Genomic DNA, 19,849 nt, shown 5'->3' on the forward strand with positions numbered 1-19,849 from the left:
TTACCGAAACGTCACGCTGATGCGGGGGTCAGTCCTGGGCGCGGCCGGTCGTGACACGGGCGATCATCAGGGCGAGGAGGATGATGCCGCCGTAGATGGCCTGGATCCAGAACGACGGCACCTGGGCGAGGGTGAGCAGGTTCTGGACGACGCCGAGCAGCAGGACGCCGGTGAGGGCGCCGAACATGGTGCCCTTGCCGCCGTCGAGGCTGATGCCGCCGATGACCGCAGCCGCGAACACCGTGAAGATCATGTTGTTGCCCTGGTTGGCGCTGATCGCGCCGACGTAGCCGGTCTGCATGATCCCGCCGACCGAGGCGAGGACGCCGGCGACGACGAACACCCCGAGCATCACGCGCTCGACGCGGATCCCGGCCGCGCGGGCGGCGTCGGGGTTGCCGCCGATCGCGTACAGGGCCCGTCCGACCCGGTGGTACTTGAGGACGAGGCCCGTCACGCCGAACGCGATCGCGGCCAGCCACACCGACATCGGGATGCGCAGGAACGTCGTGGTGGCGAGGGAGAAGAACGCGTCCGGCATCCCGAACAGCGTCTTGCCCTTCGTCGCGCCGACGAGCAGGCCGCGCAGGACGATCAGCATCGCCAGCGTCACGATGAAGGCATTGAGCTTGAACTTCACGACGAGGACGCCGTTGAAGGCGCCGATCACCGCGCCCACGGCGAGGATCGCGAGCAGCGCGAGGACGGTCGGGAACTCGGTGCCGAAGCCGGACTGGGCGACCGGCAGGACGAGCAGGGCGCCGAGGGCGGGCGCGATGCCGACGACCGACTCCAGGGACAGGTCGAACTTGCCGGTGATGAGGACGAGCGACTCGGCGAGGACGACCATCGCGAGGGCGGCGGACGCGCCGAGGATGGAGATGAGGTTGCGTTCGGTGAGGAACGAGTCGTTGACGACCGCTCCGAGCACCATGAGCAGCAACAGGGCGGGAACGAGGGCGAGTTCGCGTGCCCGGCGCAGCAGAACGGTCTTCGCGGAGCCCTTGCCGGGCAGCCGTACGGGGGTGGCGGGTGAGGCCGACGGGGCCTTGATGTCAGCCATGGTCCACTCCTTCGATGGAGGCGATCAGCTCGTGGTCGTGCCAGCCGGCCGCGTGCTCGGCGACGACCTTTCCGTGGAAGAGGACGAGGACCCGGTCGCAGCGGCGCAGGTCGTCGAGCTCGTCGGAGACGACGAGGACGGCCGTGCCGTCCTCGCGGGCGCTGTCCATGCGGGACAGCAGGGACTCCTTCGACTTCACGTCGACGCCCGCGGTGGGGTTGATGAGGACGAGGAGGCGGGGGTCCGAGGCGAGGGCGCGGGCCATGACGACTTTCTGGGCGTTGCCGCCGGAGAGGTCGGACACGGGCTGCTCCGGGCCCTCGGCGTGGATGTCGAGGCGCTCGATCAGCTCGGCCGCGAAGCGGCGCTTGCGGTCGGTGGCGACGAAGCCGTGCCGGCCGAGGCGCCCGAGCACGCTCATCGTGGCGTTGTCGCCGATGGTCATGCCGGGGACGAGCCCCTGGTCGTGCCGGTCGCGCGGCACGCAGCCGACGCCGGCCGCGAGCGCGCCGCTGACGTCGCCGAACGGCAATGGTTTTCCTGCTAGTTGAGCCGTTCCGGCAGTCGGCGTGTGCAGTCCCGCGAACGCCTCGGCGAGCTGGATCTTGCCGCTGCCGCTGGATCCGGCGAGCCCGACGACCTCGCCGCTGCGCACGGTCAGATCGACGTCGTCGTACGCCTCGGAGGTGAGGCCGCGCGCGTCGAGCAGGACGGTGGCATCGGGCTCGTGCTCCACGGCGGCGCGGGCGGCGGCCCGCTCCTCGGCGATGACCTCGCCCGCCATGGCCTCCACCAGGGCCGCGCGGGGCAGTTCGGCGACGGGGGCCGTGGTGATCCAGCGGGCGTCGCGCAGCACGGTGACCGTCTGGCAGACCTCGTACACCTCCTGGAGGTGGTGCGAGATGAACAGGAAGGTGACGCCGGACTCCTGGAGCGCGCGCATGCGCGTGAAGAGGCGTTCGATCTCGCGGTTGTCGAGCTGGGCGGTGGGCTCGTCGAGGACGATGAACCGGGCGCCGCCGCTCAACGCCCGGGCGATCTCCACCATTTGGCGGTCCTCGACCTTGAGGTCGGCGGTGCGGGCGTCGGGGTCGACGTGGATGTCCCAGGTGTCGAGGACGCGCGTGGCCTCGTCGCGGAGGGTGCGCCAGGAGAAGAAGCCGCGGCGGCTGCCGGGCTGCCGGTTGATGAAGAGGTTCTCGGCGACCGTCAGTTCGGGGACGACCGTCGGCTTCTGGTAGACGCAGGCGACCTTGGCGCGCCAGGCGTCGCGGTCGCCGAGCGGGGGCGCGGGCTCGCCGTCGAACAGGACGGTTCCCGCGTCCGGCGCCTGGAGTCCGGTGAGGACCGTGACCAGGGTGGACTTGCCGGCGCCGTTGCGGCCCACGAGGGCGTGGGACTCGCCGGGCAGGACAGTCAGCCGGCCGTCCCGCAGGGCGACCGTGGGCCCGTACCGCTTGGCGATGCCCGACGCCTCGACGAGCGGCCTGACCGCCGGCGTGATCGTCGTCGAGGTGATCATCAGGTTCCTCCGTGGATACTCCGCTTCAGGGCGGAGGGGAAACGGACTCCTGGGGAGCATGGCAAGGAGCTGTGATGCTCCGTCAGGGCGGATTGCGGTGCTGCGCCACGCAGATTTGGGCTTAAACCGCAGTCGCATTAGTTTGTGAGCGTGACAACGACCTGTGTGAAGCGGGCGTTCAAGTACCGCTTCTATCCGACCGATGCGCAAGCGGCCGAGCTGTCGCGCACGTTCGGCTGCGTGCGCAAGGTCTACAACCTCGCGCTTGTCGCCCGCACCGAGGCGTGGGCGCGGCAGGAGCGAGTCAACTACAACGCCACCTCGGCGATGCTGACCGCGTGGAAAAGGACCGAGGAACTGGCGTTCCTCAACGACGTGTCGTCGGTGCCGTTGCAGCAGACGTTGCGGCACTTGCAGACGGCATTCACTAATTTCTTCGCCAAGCGGGCAAGGTATCCGCGCTTCAAGTCGCGGAAGAAGGCCCGCAAGTCCGCCGAGTACACCACCAGCGGGTTCCGCTTCCGTGACGGCCGCTTGACGCTGGCGAAGATGAACGAACCGCTCGACATCGTGTGGTCGCGCCCGCTCCCCCTGGGAGTGAAGCCGTCCACGGTGACCGTTTCGCAGGACGCGGCGGGACGCTGGTTCGTCTCCCTGCTGTGCGAGGATCCGTCCGTGTCGCCGCTGCCGGCATCCGGTCAGGCGGTCGGCATCGACGTGGGCCTCGAACATCTCCTGACCCTGTCCACCGGCGAGAAGATCGCCAATCCCCGGCACGGACGCAAGGACCGTGCCCGCCTGGCCAAGGCCCAGCGAAAGCTCTCCCGCAAGGCCAAGGGTGACGGCGCCAACCGGGCCAAGGCCCGGCGAAAGGTCGCCAGGATCCACGCCCGCATCGCCGACCGGCGCCGCGACCACCTGCACAAACTGACCAGTCGACTCGTGCGCGAAAACCAAACGCTCGTGATCGAGGACCTGACCGTACGCAACATGGTCAAGAACCGGAGCCTTGCCCGCGCCATCAGCGATGCCGCGTGGTCGGGCTTCCGGGGCATGCCGGAGTACAAGGCCGCCTGGTACGGGCGGGAAGTGATCGCTGTCGACCGCTTCTTCCCCTCCTCCAAGCTTTGCGGCCACTGCGGCACCCTCGCAAAGAGGATGCCGCTGCACGTTCGAACCTGGACCTGCGGCAACTGCGGAACGACCCACGACCGGGACACGAACGCAGCGAACAACCTGCTGGCCGCCGGACTGGCGGTGACAGCCTGTGGAGCTGGTGTAAGACCTCAACGGAGAACTCCGGGCGGGCAGTCGGTAACGAAGCAGGAAGCCCCACGGCGCGAGCCGTAGGAATCCCCCTCATTCACGAGGGGGAGGAAGTCAATTGACCGTGTTTCCCCAGAGCTTCGGGTCGTCGACGTTGTCCTTGGTGACGAGTGGCGCGGGCAGCTGGTCCTCCAGGATGCCGCTGGGCAGCTTGACGATCTCGGAGTCGTGGTCGGTGGGACCGGGCTTGAACGTCTTCCCCTGCATCGCCGCCTTGATGTAGTACATGCCGTACTTGGCGTAGGCGTCGGCGGGCTGGGAGACGGTGGCGTCGATCTGGCCCTTGCGGATCGCGGCGAACTCCTGCGGGATGCCGTCGTTCGAGACGATCGCGATGTGGCCCTTCTCGCCGGTCTTCTTCAGCATGCCCTTCGACTTGAGGGTCTGCAGGGTGGGGGCGAGGTAGACGCCGCCCGCCTGCATGTAGATGCCCTTGATGTCGGGGTTGGCGTTGAGGAGGGTGTCGAGCTTGGACGCGGCGGTGTCGGACTCCCACTTGGCCGGGATCTCCAGGACCTTGAGGCCCGGGTACTTCTTCTTGGCGCAGTCGCGGAAGGCCTGCGAGCGTTCGCGGCCGTTCACGGAGGCGAGGTCGCCCATGATCTGCACGACCTTGCCGGTCTTGACCTGCTGACCGAGGTAGTCGCAGGCCTTCTCGCCGTACGCGACGTTGTTCGCGCGGACGACCATGGCGACCTTGCCCTTCTCGGGCGCGACGTCCACGGCGACGACGGGGACGCCCTTGCGCTCGGCCTGGTCGAGTCCGGCGGAGATCGCGGCGCTGTCGAGGGGCGCGACGACGAGGCCCTTGACGCCCTGGTTGAGCTGGTTGTTGATGTCCGTGATCTGCTGCGAGGGGTCACTGTTGGAGTTGACCGTCTTGAGCGCGTCCACGCCCTCGGACGTGGCCATCTTCGGCACGTAGTCGTTGTACGACTGCCAGAACGGCGAGGTGAGCAGGGGCAGGATGACTCCCACCTTGCCCTTTCCGTCGCCGCCGCCCTTGCCGCCGGAGGCGACGTCGTCCTTCGTGCTGCCGCACGCGGAGAGCACGAGGGCGGCGCAAGCGGCCACCGCCGCCGCGCCGACGATCCGCGACCTGTTCCGCTTGCGCACTGTTCTGCCGGCCATCTGACGGCTCCTCACCGAGCGAGATCGAGCGACTTCCCGTACCTGATGGCGGAAATATTTATCAGACCACTTGGCCCCCACAACACCCCTCGTAGCCAACTTTTCCGCGTTTCAAGCCGTAGTGGTCCGACCACATCTCTGGCTAGACTGCGGCGCACCCGGCAAATCGAGGAGCCCACGTGGAACAGACCGCCCCGCAGAAGGGCACCGTGACGCAGCGGGCCATCGAGCAGATCAAGGCGATGATCGGCGAGGGTCTGCTGGAGCCCGGCCAGCGCCTGCCCACGGAGCGGGACCTGGCCACGCAGCTCGGCATCTCACGCAGTTCGATGCGCGAGGCGATCAGGGCGCTCACCGTCCTCGGCGTACTGGAGGCCCGGCACGGCTCTGGCATCTACGTCACGCAGCTGGACGCCGGTGACCTCCTGGAGACCTTCGGCGTCGTCGCCGACCTCTCGCGCGGGCCGCGTCTGGTGGAACTCCTCGAAGTGCGCCGGGTCCTGGAGTCGACGGCGACCGCGCTCGCGGCGGCACGCATCACACCCGGCCAACTCGCCGAGGTGGAACTGCACTTGGCGGCGATGGCGGCCACGGACGACCCCGAGGAGATCCTCTCCCACGACCTGGCGTTCCACCGCGCGATCGCGAAGGCAGCCGGCAACGACACGATGGCCGCGATCCTGGACGGCCTGTCCTCACGGACGTTCAGGGCGCGCGTGTGGCGCGGCTACCAGGAGGAGGGCGCCTTCGAGCGCACGGGCCGCGAGCACGCCCGGATCCACCGCGCGCTCGTCGCCCGCGACCCGGAGGCGGCGCGCGCCGCGGCGGCCGCGCACGTGGGCGAGGTGGAGGCGTGGATGCGCGGCCAGCTCGACGCGGAGGAACTGGCCTGACCGGTTCCCCCGAAGCGGGTCAGCGCGGCGCCCGCGCCTCAAGGGCCGAGAGCAGCAGCTCGAGCGCCGTCTCGAAGGGGCTCTCCGCCATGAGGGGCAAGTGCCCCCGTACGGCGGCGATCTGGGGATGTGTCTCGGCGGGGAGCGACTGGTACGTGTCGGTCCACGCGCCGTGGTCGCGGGCGCGGCGCTCGGGCGGCAGCGCCAGATGTGCGGCGTCGAGCGCCGCGTGCCCGAGCGCCGTGTCGACGAACGCCGCGTAGTACCGCACGGCCGTGGCGCCGTCGAAGCCCGCCCGGCGCAGCAGCCCGATGCCGGTCTCCACCGCGTGCACCTCGTGGATGCGGCGGGTCACCCGGTACGCGGCGAGGGCGGCGATCCGGGGGTGCTCGCTGTAACCGCGGTGGATCCGGTGCCCCATGTCCCGCAGGCCCGCGACCCAGTCGTCGCCGGGTTCGAAGCCGGCCATGCTCTCGCCGATGACCCGGTCGGCGACGGCGAGGAGCAGGTCGTCCGTGTTGCGGAAGTACCGGTAGACGGCGCTCGGGTCGCAGCCGAGGGCGGCGCCCAGCCTGCGCACGCTCAGCGCGTCGGGCCCGTGCTGCCCGACGAGGCGCAGCGCGCAGTCGACGATCAGGTCGGCGGAGAGCAGCACCCCTGACCTGGTCGGTCTGCGCCGCCGCCGCTCCGCCGGTATCCGTCCCTCGGCCATGCCGAATCCCCTCTCGTCGCCCGGGTCGCTTCGCGCGACGCCCCCTTATGTCAACACCATTGACGCAACATTGACAAGGGTTGTTTGATCGCTGCCACCCTCCCCTCCTCCGGCCTCAGGAGTGTCCGTATGAGCAGCGAACCACCCGGCCTGCGCCGTTCCCTCGGCGTGGTCGACGGCGTCGCCATCGCCGCGTCGAGCACGGCCGCCACCACGAGCATCGGCATCGGCATGGGTGCGCTCGCCGCGACGGTGGGCCTCCAGGCCCCCGCGATCCTCCTCGTGGCGTTCCTGCCGATCCTCGGCATCGCCTCCGCGTACGCCCGGCTCAACCGTTCCGAGCCGAACATGGGCAGCGGCTACGTCTGGGTCGGCAGGTCGCTCGGCCCGTGGCCCGGCTTCATCACCGGCTGGGTCACCCTGGTCGGCACGGTGATCTTCATGGCGTACACCAGCGCCGTCACGGGCTCGGTGTTCCTCCAGTTCGCGAACAAGGCCGGCCTGCACGACCTCGCCGGACTCGCCCTCGACCCGAACTCGACGGCTCTGAGCACGGCGGTCGGCCTGGTGGTCCTGGCCGTCGTGACCTACACGGCGATCACCGGCGTCCGCAGGGCCACCCGGCTGCAGACCTGGCTTCTCGTCTTCGAGTACGCGGTCCTCCTTGTCTTCTGCGCGCTGGCCCTCGTCTCGGGCGACCACGCGTTCCAGTGGTCGTGGCTGAACCCCTTCGCGATCCACGACGGCACGGCGTTCGCCCAGGGCCTGGTGCTCGCGGTGTTCTTCTTCTGGGGCTGGGACGCCGCGTTCAGCGTCACCGAGGAGACCAAGGACGTACGGGACGCCGGCCGGGGCGGCTTCATCGCCCTGTTCACGATGCTCGCGATGTTCCTCTACGGCGCTGTGGCCTTCCAGCGCGAGATGAGCCTGCCCGAGCTGATCGCCCAGGGCCCGCAGGGCCTGACGTACCTGGGCGCGAAGCTCGCCTCCGAACCCTGGGCCACGCTGCCGCTGCTCGCGCTGCTGTTCTCCGCGGTGGCCTCGCTCCAGTCGAGCGTCATCCCCACGGCCCGCGGCCTGCTCGCGATGGGCCGCGACCGCACGATGGGCCCGGTGTGGACCCGCGTCAGCGCGCGCTACGAGTCACCGGCCCTGGGCACGGTCCTCATCATGTCGATCTCCGGCGGGGTCTCCCTGCTCGCCCTGGCCATCCCCCAGCTCAACCAGATGATCCTCGCCGCCGTGAACTCCATCGGCCTGGTCGTGGCCCTGTACTACGGCCTGACGGCGCTGGCCTGCGCGGTCCGCTTCCGCGAGGCGCTGCGCGGTCCGCTGTCCGGGGCGCTGCGCGCGGTCGTGGCGCCCGCGCTGAGCGGGATCGCGCTCCTCGGCATCGGCGTGTACCTGGCCCGCTCGTACCTGACGATGAGCGACCACTTCGAACTCAGCCCGGACAATGGGTGGTTCATGCTCGCGGTGCCCGTCGCGATCGTCGCCTCCGGCCTGGTGATGGCCGCCTACGCCAAGTACGTGCGCCGCTCCCCCTACTTCGTCACCGGCCGCGGCACGGCGGCCGAGACGGTCCGGCTCACCTCCGACCGCACCTGACCCCACACCCCGACAACACCCCCACACCACCCCGACAGCATCCATCGACAAAGGAGTTGCCCCATGCCGGACACCGCACCCGCCGACCTCGTCTTCACCGGCGGCCCGGTCCACACCCTCTCCCCCGCCCGGTCGCGCGCGACCTCGGTGGCCGTACGCGGCGAGCACATCGTCGCCGTGGGCCACGACGAGGTACGCGAACTCATCGGACCGGCCACCGAAGTCGTGGACCTGGCAGGCAAGTTGCTCATCCCGGGCTTCCAGGACGCGCACGCGCACCCGGTCGGCGGCGGCATGGAGATGGGCCAGTGCGACCTGAGCGGCGCGACGACCCTGGAGGAGTACCGGCGCCTCATCTCCGCGTACGCGCAGGCGCGCCCCGACGACGAGTGGATCACCGGCGGCGGCTGGTCGATGGAGGCGTTCCCCGGCGGCCTGCCCACGGCCGCGGAGCTGGACGCCCTGGTGCCCGACCGCCCCGCCTACCTCGTCAACCGTGACCACCACGGCGCCTGGGTCAACTCCCGTGCCCTGCAAGCGGCGGGGATCGACTCCCGTACGCCCGACCCCGCCGACGGCCGCATCGAACGCGACGCCGACGGCGCGCCGACCGGCATGCTCCAGGAGGGCGCGGCGAACCTGATCGGCCGGCTGCTGCCGTCCGCCACCCTTGAGCAGCGGATCACGGGGCTGCTGCGCGCGCAGGAGCTGATGCACTCTCTCGGTGTCACCGCGTGGCAGGACGCGCTGCTCGGTGTGCACGCCAATCTCACGGACCCGACGGACGCGTATCTCGCGACCGCCGGGGACGGGCGGCTCACCGCACGGGTCGTCGGTTCGCTGTGGTGGGACCGGGCGCGCGGCATCGAGCAGATCGACGAGCTGGTGGCGCGGCGCGCGGCGGGCACGCGCGGGCGGCTGCGCTGCACGACGGTGAAGATCATGCAGGACGGCGTCGCCGAGAACGGCACGGCGGCCCTGCTCGGCCCCTACCTGGACGGCTGCGGCTGTGCCTCCGACAACAGCGGCATCAGCTTCGTGCCGCCGCTCGATCTCCAGAAGTACGTGACGGAGCTGGACGCGCGCGGCTTCCAGGTGCACTTCCACGCGCTCGGTGACCGGGCCGTGCGCGAGGCCCTCGACGCGGTGGAGGCGGCGCGCCGCGCCAACGGATTCACCGACACGCGCCCCCACCTCGCACATCTCCAGGTGGTCCACCCCGACGACATCGGCCGGTTCCGGGAGCTGGGCGCGACGGCGAACATGCAGGCCCTGTGGGCGGCGCACGAGCCGCAGATGGACGAGCTGACGATCCCGTTCCTCGGTCCGGAGCGCAGCGCGTGGCAGTACCCGTTCGGCGATCTGCACCGGGCGGGCGTGACGCTCGCGGCGGGCAGCGACTGGCCGGTGAGCAGCCCGGACCCGATCGAGGCGATCCATGTCGCGGTCAACCGCGTCCTGCACGACGCGCCCCCCGGTACCGAGGTGTTCCTGCCGGGTCAGCGCATCGGCCTGGACGCGGCGCTCACCGCGTACACGGCGGGCAGCGCGTACGTGAATCACCTGGACGACGTGACGGGTTCCATCACGCCGGGGCGTCTCGCCGACCTGGTGGTGCTCGACCGGGACCCGTTCGCGGGCCCCGCCGAGGAGATCGGCGCGACGCGCGTCGTGGAGACGTTCGTGGGCGGCGAGCGGGTGTACGCCGCCGCCTGACGGGGCGTGCGTGTGGGGCGGCCCGCGTCGGTCGGGCCGCCCCCTCTCACACCCGGGAGCGGTAGAGGCCGAACAGCGATATGTGCGGGTCGTTGCGGTGCTGTGTGACGCGCAGGCGCCATCGGCGGGCCCTGACCGGCACCGGCAGGACCAGGACGCGGCTCGCGCCGATCGTGCCGGCGTGTGCCACCTCGGTCCAGGCGCCGCCGACCTGTGCCTCGACGACGAACTGCTCGACCTGCTGGCCGTGCCGGATGTCCTCGGCGAGCCGGATGCGGTCGACCTCCTGGTCGGTGCCGAGGTCGACGGTGCGGGTGCCCTCGTCGTCGTCGCTCACGCGGGCGCCGGCCGCCAGGTCCTCGGGCAGTTCGCGGTCGATGCGTTCGCGGAACTCCTTGAGGCGCGCCACGTCCGCGGCGGGCAGGAGGCCGTTCCTGTCCGGCGGGATGTTCAGCAGGAGGACGGAGTTGCGGCCGACGGACCGGAACCAGATGTCGGCCAACTGGTCGACGCTCTTGGGCCGTTGGTCCGCGTGGTAGAACCATCCGGGCCTGATCGAGACGTCGCACTCGGCGGGCCACCACTGGAGGTACTGGGCCACGGAGCGGGACTGCGCGAGGGCGTCCCGGCTGCCCTGGTCCGGCGCGTAGTAGTGCAGGGCGTAGTCGATGCTGCCGTTGCCCGTGTCCTTGACGGGGATGACGCTCCATTCGTTCTCGCGCGCGAGCCCGCCCTCGTTGCCCACCCAGCGCACATCGGGCCCGCGCACGGCCACGGTGGCCTGGGGAGCGAGTTCGCGGATCACGGCATACCAGCTGTCCCAGTCGTACGTCTCGGCCTTGCCCTCCGGGATGCGGCCCTGCGAGCCGTCGAACCACACCTCGTCGACGGGCCCGTACTCGGTGAGGACCTCGTAGAGCTGGTTGAGCATGTGGGCGCCGTAGTCGGTCGCGTCGAGCGTGAACGTCGTCAGGTCGCCGCCGGCCCGGTCGTCGCCGTCGACGAGGGTGGGGATGGTGCGGGTGGAGCGCTTGCTGCCGTTGGCGTAGACACCGTCGGCGTACTGGTTCTCGTCGGCGGGCGAGATGTAGACGCCGACCTTGATGCCGTACTTGCGCATGGAGTCGGCGAAGGAGCGCAGCACGTCGCCCCGGCCCTGGCGCCAGCTGCTCGACGCGACGCTGTGCCGGGTGTAGCGGGACGGGTAGAGGACGAAGCCGTCGTGGTGCTTGACCGTGAGGATGGCGAGCTTGAACCCGCCGTCGCGCAGCGCGCGGGCCCACTGGTCGGTGTCGAGTCCGGTCGGCTGGAAGACGTTCGGGTCCTCGTCGCCGGTGCCCCATTCGAGCCCGGTGAAGGTGTTCACGCCGAAGTGCAGGAAGGCGGTCTGCTCCAGCTCCTGCCAGGCGATCTGCCGCTTCGTCGGCCGCACGCGGGCCGCCTTGGCGAGCAGCTGCTCGGGGGTGTCGTCGGGACCGATCGGGATGCGGTAGTTCGGCTCGGCGGGGCCGGCCGCCCCGCCGGTCGCCGCGTGGGCCAGGGAGCCACTCGATACGGCGACGACCGTGGTGACGGCGGCCGCGAGGAAGACGCGACGGTCGATCGTGTGCTCAGCCATTCCACTCCACCCTTGGATTCATCGGAGGTCTGATGATGGTGGGGTGCCGTGGAAGCGTCAATGGGTCGCGCAGAGGGGAAAGTTGAGGGAGTGATCCGATGACCTGCCGGAGCGCACACGAACCAACGAATGTCCGAAAAGGGTCGCCCGTCAGCCGCTGTCAACGGCTGTCAGCGGCTGCGGAACATGGACGTCACAGTGCGCGGTACATGATGTGCAGCCCCACCCGGCCGTGCCGGGGGTGCTCGAAGGCGTCCGGGACGGTGCCCAGGATCGTGAAGCCGAGGGAGGTCCAGAGCCCGACGGCGGGGTTGGTCTCGACGACCGCGTTGAACACCATGCCGCGATAACCGTCGGCCTTCGCCCGCTCCAGCACGTGCTCGGCGAGGGCCCGGCCGATGCCACGGCCGCCGCGGGCGGGGTCGACCATGAAGCCCGCGTTCGCGATGCCCTCGGCGGGCCCGCCATAGTTCGGCTTCACGGAGGCCGAGGCGACGACAGCACCGTCGGACTCGGCGACATAAACACGCTTGCCCGGACCCATCCAGAGGGTCCGGGCCTGCGCCTCGGGGGTCTGCGGGTCCCACGCATAGGTCTCGCGGGATCCGACGATCTGCCGCCAGAACGGCCAGATCTGCGCCCAGTCACTGTCGACGGCGTCTCTGATCAGCATGCGCGCGAGTCTGGCACGCGGCCGGTCAGCGTCGAAAGCCGTTTTCCGGGGGGACGGTCAGTCGACGCTCGGCAGGATGTGGGGCTCCGCGAGGTCGTCCTCGTAGCCCGCAAGCCTGATCGGGGCCGAACGGGCCCAGACGTCGAGGCTGCCCAGCTTCTCCGGGCGCCGGCGGGGGCGTTCCTTGCGTTCGCCGGGACGCTGCTCGCGATTCGTCTTCTCTGGTGTCACCGCGCACTCCTTGTGTGTCGGGTAACCCTTCCGGCGCAGCCGGCCCGGCGTTTCCCGTCGGGGCGTCCGGAGCCCGGTCGGGCTTGGTTTTCGATACCGGTTCGGGCGCGGTGGCGCCGGTTTCCTGCTTGGGCGGCCCGTGGTGACCGGGCTGTCCGGCGACGGACCACGGGTACTGGTAGGACCACGTTGTGCTGTCCGTCTGCTACAGACTAACCAAATGAGCATGGTCCCGCTCGATGGGGACGCAACCTGAGATACAACCGTTAGCCACCGGGGGTTTATTCGGCCACCGTCAATATGACACCTGAATGATCCCGGTCTACCAGGTTTCGGGCCGGTCCGTGTTGATCGATCGCCCCGGGTCGGTGGTGGACCCGGCCGACGGCCGGGACGTCAGAACGGGTGAACCCGAGGGCCCGGCCGGGCTCGGGAGCGGCGGCGGCGCGCCTCCCGGGGGCGGCGGACCGGTGGGACTGGCGGTGGCGGTCCCGGCCGCCTCGTTCGCGATGGCGTCGAAGTCCACGTCGCCGGTGTTCTCCAGCATGGTGATGTGGTCGAGGACGGTCTGGTTGGCGTCGGTGGCCAGCTCGCGCACCAGCGTGTTGCGGGTGGTGTGGCGGACCTGCGCGACCAGCGCGAAGACCTTGCCGTGCGAGTCGCGCAGCAGGTTGGCGAACTTGTTCTCGTAGTCCTTGCCGCGCGCGGCTGTCAGCTCCCGGAGCCAGCCCTGCTGCTGCGGATTTGGCTGGTTCGGCAGCTCCACGCCGAGCCGGCCCGCGACCGAGCGCACCCGCGCGTCGAGGTCGGTGTGGCCGACGACGAGATGGTCGCCCGCCGCCCTGATGGCCCGCGTCGGCGCCCGCTCCATCGCCTGCTGGCCCGCCGGTATCTCCCAGAGCCCGGCGAGCCGCACCTTGACCAGGAAGTCCCGGTCGGTGGCCGAGAGAGGGCCCCACGGGGTGGCCACGCTGCCCGCGTTCAGGTCGGCCTGTCCGGTGCCCGAGCGGTCGGCGTACGACCAGATCGGGAAGGCCAGGGCGCCCAGGGTGGCGACCAGGGCGGCGATGACGAGCGCGGTCCCGTTGATACGTCGCAAGCGGTCCTCCCGGTACCGGAGTCAACTCGCCGCCGGGGCGAGCCACTTGTTGGTACGGAAGGGTACGGACGTGACGGGGGTCGCGTTCAGCCTTCTTCGCGCGACACGTACGCGAGGGGGCGCTCAGCCCCAGAAGGCGTCGGCGAGCGAGACCCCCGCGAAGGCGGCCCCGAGTCCGGCGACGACGCTCGCCACGACGTTGGCCACGGCGAACATCCGCGCCCCGTCCTCGCCGAGGCGCAGGGTCTCGTACGAGAACGTCGAGTATGTCGTCAGGGCGCCGCACAGGCCGGTGCCGACGAGCAGCTGCACGTGCGACGAGGCGGCGCCCGCGGCGACGGCGCCGGTCAGCAGGCCGAGCGCGAGGCAGCCGCAGACGTTCACCGTGAACGTCCCCCACGGGAAGACGCTGTCGTGCCGGCTCTGCACGGCCCGGTCGGTGAGATAGCGCAGGGGCGCGCCGACCATCGCCCCGGCGATCACGAGCAGCCAGTTCACGCGCGCGTTCCGCCGTCCTCGCGGCCCACGTACCGGATGACCTCGCAGTCGTCGAGGATGACCAGCCCCTCGGACACCAGCTCGTCGAGCTCGGGCAGGAAGGCGCGGACCCGCTCCTCGGTGTCGACGATCACGACGGCCACCGGCAGGTCCTCGCTGAGCGAGAGCAGCCGCGAGGTGTGGATCAGGGAGGACGCGCCGAACCCCTCGATGCCCCGGAAGACGCTCGCGCCCGCGAGGCCCGCCTTGTGCGCCCGGTGCACGATCTCGCTGTACAGGGGCTTGCGGTGCCAGGTGTCGTGCTCGCCGATGAAGACCGTCACCCGCAGGGCGCGGCCCGTGAGTCGTGTCATCGCATCCTCCACGCCAGTACGCGGCGCGCCAGCGCCACCGCGAGCCAGACCGCGGCGAGCGCCACCAGGAGCGTCACCGCGAGATAGACCAGGCCCGCACGGACCCGGCCGCCGTCCAACAGTTTCTGGATGTCCACCGCGTACGTGGAGAACGTGGTGAAGCCGCCCAGGACGCCGGTGCCGAAGAACGGCCGCACCAGGCGGTGCGCCGCCCACACGTCGGTGATGACCACCATGAACACACCGATCACGAAACAGCCGAGCGCGTTCACCCACAGCGTCGTCCACGGAAACGCACCGGCGGCCGTGGGCCACAGGAGTGCGGCGCCGTAGCGGGCGCTCGCCCCGATGGCCCCGCCGAGCGCCACCACCGCGACGACAGGCCCCTGCTCGCGCAGGCCCGCACGGCGCCGGACGGGCACGCCGAGGCCGGCGTCCGGGTCCGTCGGCTCATGCACCGTCGATGGCTGCCGGCGTGTCATCCGTGTCCGTCTCCTCCTCGGTCCCGCGGCCGTCCCACCAGCGGGGATCACGGCCTGCGGCCAGCCTATCCCCGGGCCGTGAGCGCCGTTCACGTGCCGTTGGCTCCGCCGAAAGGCGACCATGGTGTCCTGCCAGGACACCGGCATCCTGATCCCGGGAGGAGTCACACATGACACGGGTCGAACTGCGCACCGTCGACGAGCTGATGGATCTCCTGCACGCCTGCCGCGGCGCGTGGGACACCCCCGACCGCAGCGGCGACCCCGTGGATCTGCACGACCACGCCCTGCAGACCGCCGCGCTGCTGCGCCGGTCCCGGCCCAGTGACAAGGAGCTCCAGCTCGCGGGCCTCGTGCACGACATCGGCCATCGCCTGCGTCCGGGGGACGACGCGGGCCACGCCGACACGGCGGCGGACGCGGTACGCCCGCTGCTCGGGCAGCGGGTCGCGCGTCTGGTCCGTCTGCACGTCCCGGCGAAGCGGTACCTCGCCATGTCGGACCCGGCCAGGGGCCTGTCGCCGCAGAGCGCGCTGACGCTGGAGGTGCAGGGCGGGCCGATGACGCCCGCGGAGGCGGCGGCGTTCGCCCGGGACCCGCTCGCCGAGGACGCGGTGACGCTCCGTCAGGCGGACGACGCGGGCAAGGTCGTGGGCCTCGACGCCGGGGTCCTCGAGGACTGGCGGCCGGTGGCGGAGATGATCGCCGAACGGGTCCGTCACAACAGCCTGGAGCAGGCCCACTTCACCGACTTCACACCTTCTCTGCGCTCCTGACGGCTCCATCTGACGCCCCGTCATGAGACATTGCGCGCATGGATACTCAGCGCTCTCTGGCGGGCAGGGTGGCCGTGGTGACCGGGGCCTCGCGCGGGATCGGGCACGCCGTCGCCGTGGCGCTCGCGGAGGCCGGGGCGCGGGTGTGCGTCACGGCGCGTGACCCGGAGGGTGTGCGCGGGAGTGTCGACGCGCTGCGCGCCCTGGGCGCCGAGGCCACCGGGCTCGCCGGATCCGTCGCGGATCCCGCCCATCTGCGGGAGGTGACGGAGCGCGCCATGGACGCGTTCGGGCGCCTGGACATCGTCGTGAACAACGCGGCGACGAACCAGCCGTACGGACCGCTGATGGAGGCGGATCCGGACGACTGGCGCGAGGCGTTCACCGTCAATGTGGAGGCGGCGCTGCGGCTCGTGCAGTACGCCTGGCGGGCCTGGATGTCCGAGCACGGCGGCGCGGTCGTGAACGTGTGCACGGAGGGCGCGGCACATGTCGGCCGGAACCTGGGCGCGTACTGCACGAGCAAGGCGGCGTTGCTGCATCTGACGCAGCAACTCGCGGGCGAGCTGGGCCCGTTGGTGCGGGTCAACTCGGTGTCGCCCGGCCTGGTCCGCACGGAGATGGCGCGCTTCGTGTGGGAGCGCGCCGGGGAGTCCGTGGCGGCGGGTCTGCCCCTGGGGCGGATCGGGCGACCAGAGGATGTGGCGTCGGCGGTGCGCTGGCTGGTGTCGGACGAGGCGTCCTGGGTCACCGGTACGGATCTGCTGGTGGACGGCGGTACGCGGGTGCGCGCCGCGTCACCGGGCGGCGCCGCGCACGCCGTCCACCGGCCGGGGTCCTACCACTTGCCGGGCGCGTAGTCCTTGAGGAAGACGCCGTACAGGTCCTCGCCGGCCTCGCCGCGGACGACCGGGTCGTAGACGCGGGCGGCGCCGTCGATCAGGTCGAGCGGGGCGTGGAAGCCCTCGTCGGCGAGGCGCAGCTTGTCGTAGTGCGGTCGCTCGTCGGTGATCCAGCCGGTGTCGACCGAGGTCATGAGGATGCCGTCGCTCTGGAACATCTCCTGGGCGCTGGTCCGCGTCACCATGTTCATCGCGGCCTTGGCGGCGTTCGTGTTCGGGTGGCCCGCGCCCTTGTAGCCGCGGCCGAAGACGCCTTCCATCGCCGAGACGTTGACGACGTAGGCGCGTCCGCTCGACGCCTTCTTCGCCGCGTCGGCCATGGCCGGGCGCAGCTTGCTGATCAGGATGAACGGCGCCGTGTAGTTGCACAGCTGGGTCTCGAGGAGCTCCACCGGGGAGATCTGCTCGATGGTCTGCACCCAGGTGTTGCTGTCGACGACGTCCGGGACGAGGCCGCCGGCGTCGATGGCGCTGCCGTCGCGGTGCCGGGCGACGGAGGCGTTGCCCGCGACCAGGGCGAGGTCGGCGACCTGCTGGGCGTCGATGCCGGAGATCCCGGCGGGCAGCGCGGCGAGGCCGTCGACCGCTCCGGAGTTGAACGCTCCGATCACGTGGTGGGCGGGCAGCTCACCGGCCGGCAGGGGCGCGCTCTCGCCCTCGACGAGGGCGGCGTACGCGGTGGGCAGGCGGCGTACCGTCTGCGTCGCGTTGTTGATCAGGATGTCGAGGGGGCCCTGCTCGGCGACCTGCTCGGACAGGGCGACGGCCTGCGCCGGGTCGCGCAGGTCGATGCCGACGACCTCCAGGCGGTGCATCCAGTCCGCCGAGTCGTCCATCGCCTTGAAGCGGCGGATGGCGTCCTTGGGGAACCGCGTGGTGATCGTCGTGTGCGCGCCGTCACGCAGCAGGCGCAGCGCGATGTACATGCCGATCTTGGCGCGGCCGCCGGTGAGCAGGGCGCGCTTGCCGGAGAGGTCGGCGCGGACGTCGCGCTTGCCGCGGTTCAGGGCCGCGCACTCGGGACAGAGCTGGTGGTAGAAGTAGTCGACTTCCACGTACCGGGTCTTGCAGGTGTAGCAGGAGCGCGGGCGCTGGAGTATCCCGGCGAGCTTGCCCTCCTCGACGCGCGAGGACGGCAGGAGGCCCTCGGTCTCGTCGTCGATGCGCTCGGCGGAGCCGGTCGCGGTCGCCTCGGTGACGGCCTTGTCGTGGGCGGTCTTCGCGGCGCGGCGATCCTGGCGGCGGCGCTGCTTCACGGTCCGGTAGATCCCGGCGGTGGCGCGCCTGACCTGGATCGCGTCCGGGTGGTCGACGTCCAGCTTGTCGAGCTCGTCGAGCACGCTCAGGCAGACGGCGAGCCGCTCCGGGTCGATCCCGGGGCCGAACGACTCCGGCCCTTCGGGCGCCACCGTGGCACCCGTGGCGCCCGTCGGGGTGTCCTCTGTCATCGTCATGCCGCTGCGTTCCTCGTGTCACTCGGACCGCGGCGTGCTGTGAGTGACCGCGGATGCTCCCAAAAGGCGGAACCTTACGACCCCCGTCGACACTCCGCCAAGTGGGAAGTTTATCCCGCTCACGGACCCGGCCGGGAGCGCCGGCCCCGGACCTTGATCCACACCTTGATCGACACCTTGATCCACAGCAGTCGGAGGGCCCGCCGGACGGTCCCGGGCACACGCCGGGCCGCCCGCTCACGTCAGACGTGCCCGCCCGCTTCCGCCGGACGGCAACCCGCTCATGTCAGACGGGCCGCTCCACCGCCTCGCACGCCCGCACCAGGTCCGCTAGTTCCGCGCGGATCCCGGTCGCGAGCACGTCCAGGTCGGGGACCGCCGCCGCGTCGGCGACCAGGCCGTAGTGCACGCGCCCCCGATACGTGGACACCGCGACCGCGAGGGACTGGCCCTGGGCGAGCGGCGCGAGGGGGTAGACCTCGGTGAGCGGGCAGCCGCCGAGCCGAAGGCCGAGGCTCGGCAGCGGCACGCTCGTGACGAGGATGTCGAACAGGAGCCGGGCCGCCTGGGCGACGACGGGCCCGCCGATCCGGTGGCCGATCGGCGGCACGTGGTCGGCGAGCAGGGCCACGGCGCCCGCGCCGCGCTGGGGGCCCGCGTCCTTGTTGTGGTCCATGGCCCGGCGGACGGAGCGCAGCCGGGCGAGGGGGTCGCCCTCGTCGACGGGCAGCTTGACCAGATAGCCGGAGAGCCGGTTGCCCTGGGGGTGGGCCGTGCGGGGCCGTCGCCGCGACACGGGGATCAGGGCGCGCGGCCGCACGCCTTCGCTGCCGTCCCCCCGTTCGTCGAGCCAGCGCCGCAGGGCTCCGGCGACGACGGCGATGAGGACGTCGTTCACGGTGCCGCCGACCGACTTGCGGACCCGGTGCACGTCGTCGAGTTCGAGGACGACGCCCTCGGTGCGCCGGGTGCCCGTGGGGTGCGAGGAGAAGGCGGGTGAGGAGCGCACGTCCAGGGTGGCGCGGACGACGGAGGCGCCGATGTCGAGCGCGGTGACGGCGCTGGACGCGCTCTCCCGCACGAGGCCGGGCAGCTTGCGCGGGTCGAGGTCGCCGAGCCGGAGGTCGCGCATGCCGGGGAACGGCAGCCGCAGGCCGCGGGGCGCCTCGGGGGCGGGCGCGGGGCGGGAGGGGGGCAGGTCCATCGGGTCCATGACGCCGGCGGCGAGCGTGAGCGCCCGCAGTCCGTCGGCCAGCGCGTGGTGGAACTTGAACAGGACGGCGAACGAGGTGCCGTCGGCGCCCGGCAGGACGTGGGCCTCCCAGGGGGGCCTGGCCCGGTCGAGGGGGCGCTCCATGAGGGCGCCGGCCGCCGCGTGGAAGTCGGCGGTGGGCTGCGCGAGCTGTACGTGGCCGAGCGGGTCGAAGTCGGGGACGGGCTCCCGGGCCGCGCCGCCGACGGGGATCCGCACCCCCCTGATGCGCATCCGCAGGCCGGGAACGCCGGCGGCCCGGGCGGCGAGGAGTTCCGCGGCGTGCTGGGCGTCGCCGGGCGACCCCGCGGCGAACACCCCCAACGCGCCCAGGTGCATGGGGTGTTCGGCGGTCTCGATGTTCCAGAACGCCAGGTCGAGTGGTGCGAGGAGGTCCGGGCTCTGCGTGGGCCGAGAGTGCTGGGACTGCTGCGAGTGCTGAGACTTCACTGAGGCCGCTCTCACGTCGACGACGGGATGAGGGCAGTCAACCGTTGTCCAGTGATTACGGTCAAGTACGATCAAGCTACGCACAGTAAA

Annotated in this window: 19 protein-coding genes; 6 read left to right on the top strand and 13 right to left on the bottom strand. The window is 71.1% G+C overall.

Features of this window, described 5'->3' with window-relative positions; all coding sequences use genetic code 11:
- Positions 1–28: 28 nt before the first annotated feature.
- Both EOT10_RS20180 and EOT10_RS20185 read right to left on the bottom strand, forming a co-directional pair.
- On the bottom strand, positions 29–1,063 hold the full coding sequence (locus EOT10_RS20180) for an ABC transporter permease (RefSeq protein WP_127829645.1): 1,035 nt from the start codon (positions 1,061–1,063) through the stop codon (positions 29–31).
- A complete protein-coding gene (locus tag EOT10_RS20185; protein ID WP_127829646.1) occupies positions 1,056–2,585 on the bottom strand; it encodes a sugar ABC transporter ATP-binding protein in 1,530 nt (509 codons plus the stop codon). The genes EOT10_RS20180 and EOT10_RS20185 overlap by 8 nt, the downstream gene beginning before the upstream one ends.
- Positions 2,586–2,729: 144 nt before the next feature.
- On the opposite strand from EOT10_RS20185, the gene EOT10_RS20190 reads away from it, so the two are divergent.
- Positions 2,730–3,935, top strand: coding sequence for an RNA-guided endonuclease InsQ/TnpB family protein (locus EOT10_RS20190; protein WP_223281108.1), 1,206 nt, complete (start codon positions 2,730–2,732; stop codon positions 3,933–3,935).
- A 30-nt stretch (positions 3,936–3,965) separates the two neighbouring features.
- On the opposite strand, the gene EOT10_RS20195 is transcribed toward EOT10_RS20190, so the two are convergent.
- Positions 3,966–5,042, bottom strand: coding sequence for a sugar ABC transporter substrate-binding protein (locus tag EOT10_RS20195; RefSeq protein ID WP_127829648.1), 1,077 nt, complete (start codon positions 5,040–5,042; stop codon positions 3,966–3,968).
- Between the two features lie 179 nt (positions 5,043–5,221).
- Here EOT10_RS20195 and EOT10_RS20200 point away from each other — a divergent pair, with 179 nt between their 5' ends.
- Positions 5,222–5,935 (top strand): FadR/GntR family transcriptional regulator, encoded by a 714-nt coding sequence (locus EOT10_RS20200; RefSeq protein ID WP_127829649.1) that lies wholly within the window; start codon positions 5,222–5,224, stop codon positions 5,933–5,935.
- Positions 5,936–5,954: 19 nt separating this feature from the next.
- On the opposite strand, the gene EOT10_RS20205 is transcribed toward EOT10_RS20200, so the two are convergent.
- Positions 5,955–6,647 (bottom strand): TetR/AcrR family transcriptional regulator, encoded by a 693-nt coding sequence (locus tag EOT10_RS20205; protein WP_127829650.1) that lies wholly within the window; start codon positions 6,645–6,647, stop codon positions 5,955–5,957.
- Positions 6,648–6,776: 129 nt separating this feature from the next.
- On the opposite strand from EOT10_RS20205, the gene EOT10_RS20210 reads away from it, so the two are divergent.
- Entirely contained in the window at positions 6,777–8,255 is a 1,479-nt protein-coding gene (locus tag EOT10_RS20210) for an APC family permease (protein WP_127829651.1), read from the top strand.
- Positions 8,256–8,318: 63 nt separating this feature from the next.
- Positions 8,319–9,971, top strand: coding sequence for an amidohydrolase (locus EOT10_RS20215; RefSeq protein WP_127829652.1), 1,653 nt, complete (start codon positions 8,319–8,321; stop codon positions 9,969–9,971).
- 46 nt (positions 9,972–10,017) lie between these two features.
- On the opposite strand, the gene EOT10_RS20220 is transcribed toward EOT10_RS20215, so the two are convergent.
- From EOT10_RS20220 to crcB (EOT10_RS20245), 7 genes are all read right to left on the bottom strand, one after another.
- Positions 10,018–11,589 (bottom strand): alpha-L-fucosidase, encoded by a 1,572-nt coding sequence (locus EOT10_RS20220; RefSeq protein ID WP_127829653.1) that lies wholly within the window; start codon positions 11,587–11,589, stop codon positions 10,018–10,020.
- Positions 11,590–11,782: 193 nt separating this feature from the next.
- The gene (locus tag EOT10_RS20225; protein WP_127829654.1) at positions 11,783–12,262 is read right to left on the bottom strand and encodes a GNAT family N-acetyltransferase; all 480 of its coding nucleotides are present in this window, start codon (positions 12,260–12,262) and stop codon (positions 11,783–11,785) included.
- Between the two features lie 57 nt (positions 12,263–12,319).
- A complete protein-coding gene (locus EOT10_RS41355; protein ID WP_189491842.1) occupies positions 12,320–12,493 on the bottom strand; it encodes a hypothetical protein in 174 nt (57 codons plus the stop codon).
- Positions 12,494–12,815: 322 nt separating this feature from the next.
- Positions 12,816–13,592 carry a DUF4142 domain-containing protein gene (locus EOT10_RS20230; RefSeq protein WP_127829655.1) on the bottom strand — a complete coding sequence of 259 codons (777 nt, stop codon included), beginning with the start codon at positions 13,590–13,592 and terminating at the stop codon, positions 12,816–12,818.
- Between the two features lie 123 nt (positions 13,593–13,715).
- A complete protein-coding gene (crcB, locus tag EOT10_RS20235) occupies positions 13,716–14,090 on the bottom strand; it encodes a fluoride efflux transporter CrcB (RefSeq protein ID WP_127829656.1) in 375 nt (124 codons plus the stop codon).
- On the bottom strand, positions 14,087–14,443 hold the full coding sequence (locus tag EOT10_RS20240) for a DUF190 domain-containing protein (protein ID WP_127829657.1): 357 nt from the start codon (positions 14,441–14,443) through the stop codon (positions 14,087–14,089). Before EOT10_RS20240 ends, crcB (EOT10_RS20235) begins: the two co-directional genes overlap by 4 nt.
- Positions 14,440–14,925 carry a fluoride efflux transporter CrcB gene (gene crcB / locus EOT10_RS20245; RefSeq protein ID WP_127829658.1) on the bottom strand — a complete coding sequence of 162 codons (486 nt, stop codon included), beginning with the start codon at positions 14,923–14,925 and terminating at the stop codon, positions 14,440–14,442. The genes EOT10_RS20240 and crcB (EOT10_RS20245) overlap by 4 nt, the downstream gene beginning before the upstream one ends.
- Before the next feature lie 170 nt (positions 14,926–15,095).
- Between crcB (EOT10_RS20245) and EOT10_RS20250 the strand changes: the two genes are divergently transcribed.
- Together EOT10_RS20250 and EOT10_RS20255 are read left to right on the top strand one after the other, a co-directional pair.
- Positions 15,096–15,701 carry an HD domain-containing protein gene (locus EOT10_RS20250; protein ID WP_127829659.1) on the top strand — a complete coding sequence of 202 codons (606 nt, stop codon included), beginning with the start codon at positions 15,096–15,098 and terminating at the stop codon, positions 15,699–15,701.
- A 38-nt stretch (positions 15,702–15,739) separates the two neighbouring features.
- A complete protein-coding gene (locus tag EOT10_RS20255) occupies positions 15,740–16,561 on the top strand; it encodes an SDR family oxidoreductase (RefSeq protein ID WP_127829660.1) in 822 nt (273 codons plus the stop codon).
- Here the strand turns inward: EOT10_RS20255 and EOT10_RS20260 are convergent.
- Both EOT10_RS20260 and EOT10_RS20265 read right to left on the bottom strand, forming a co-directional pair.
- Complete coding sequence (locus tag EOT10_RS20260; protein WP_127829661.1) at positions 16,540–18,057, bottom strand: SDR family NAD(P)-dependent oxidoreductase; 1,518 nt, start codon at positions 18,055–18,057, stop codon at positions 16,540–16,542. The genes EOT10_RS20255 and EOT10_RS20260 overlap by 22 nt on opposite strands.
- A gap of 286 nt (positions 18,058–18,343) precedes the next feature.
- Entirely contained in the window at positions 18,344–19,759 is a 1,416-nt protein-coding gene (locus EOT10_RS20265) for a wax ester/triacylglycerol synthase family O-acyltransferase (protein WP_127829662.1), read from the bottom strand.
- Positions 19,760–19,849 lie beyond the last annotated feature (90 nt).

The sequence above is a fragment of the Streptomyces antnestii genome (genome assembly GCF_004005495.1).
GTDB classification, from domain to species: domain Bacteria; phylum Actinomycetota; class Actinomycetes; order Streptomycetales; family Streptomycetaceae; genus Streptomyces; species Streptomyces antnestii.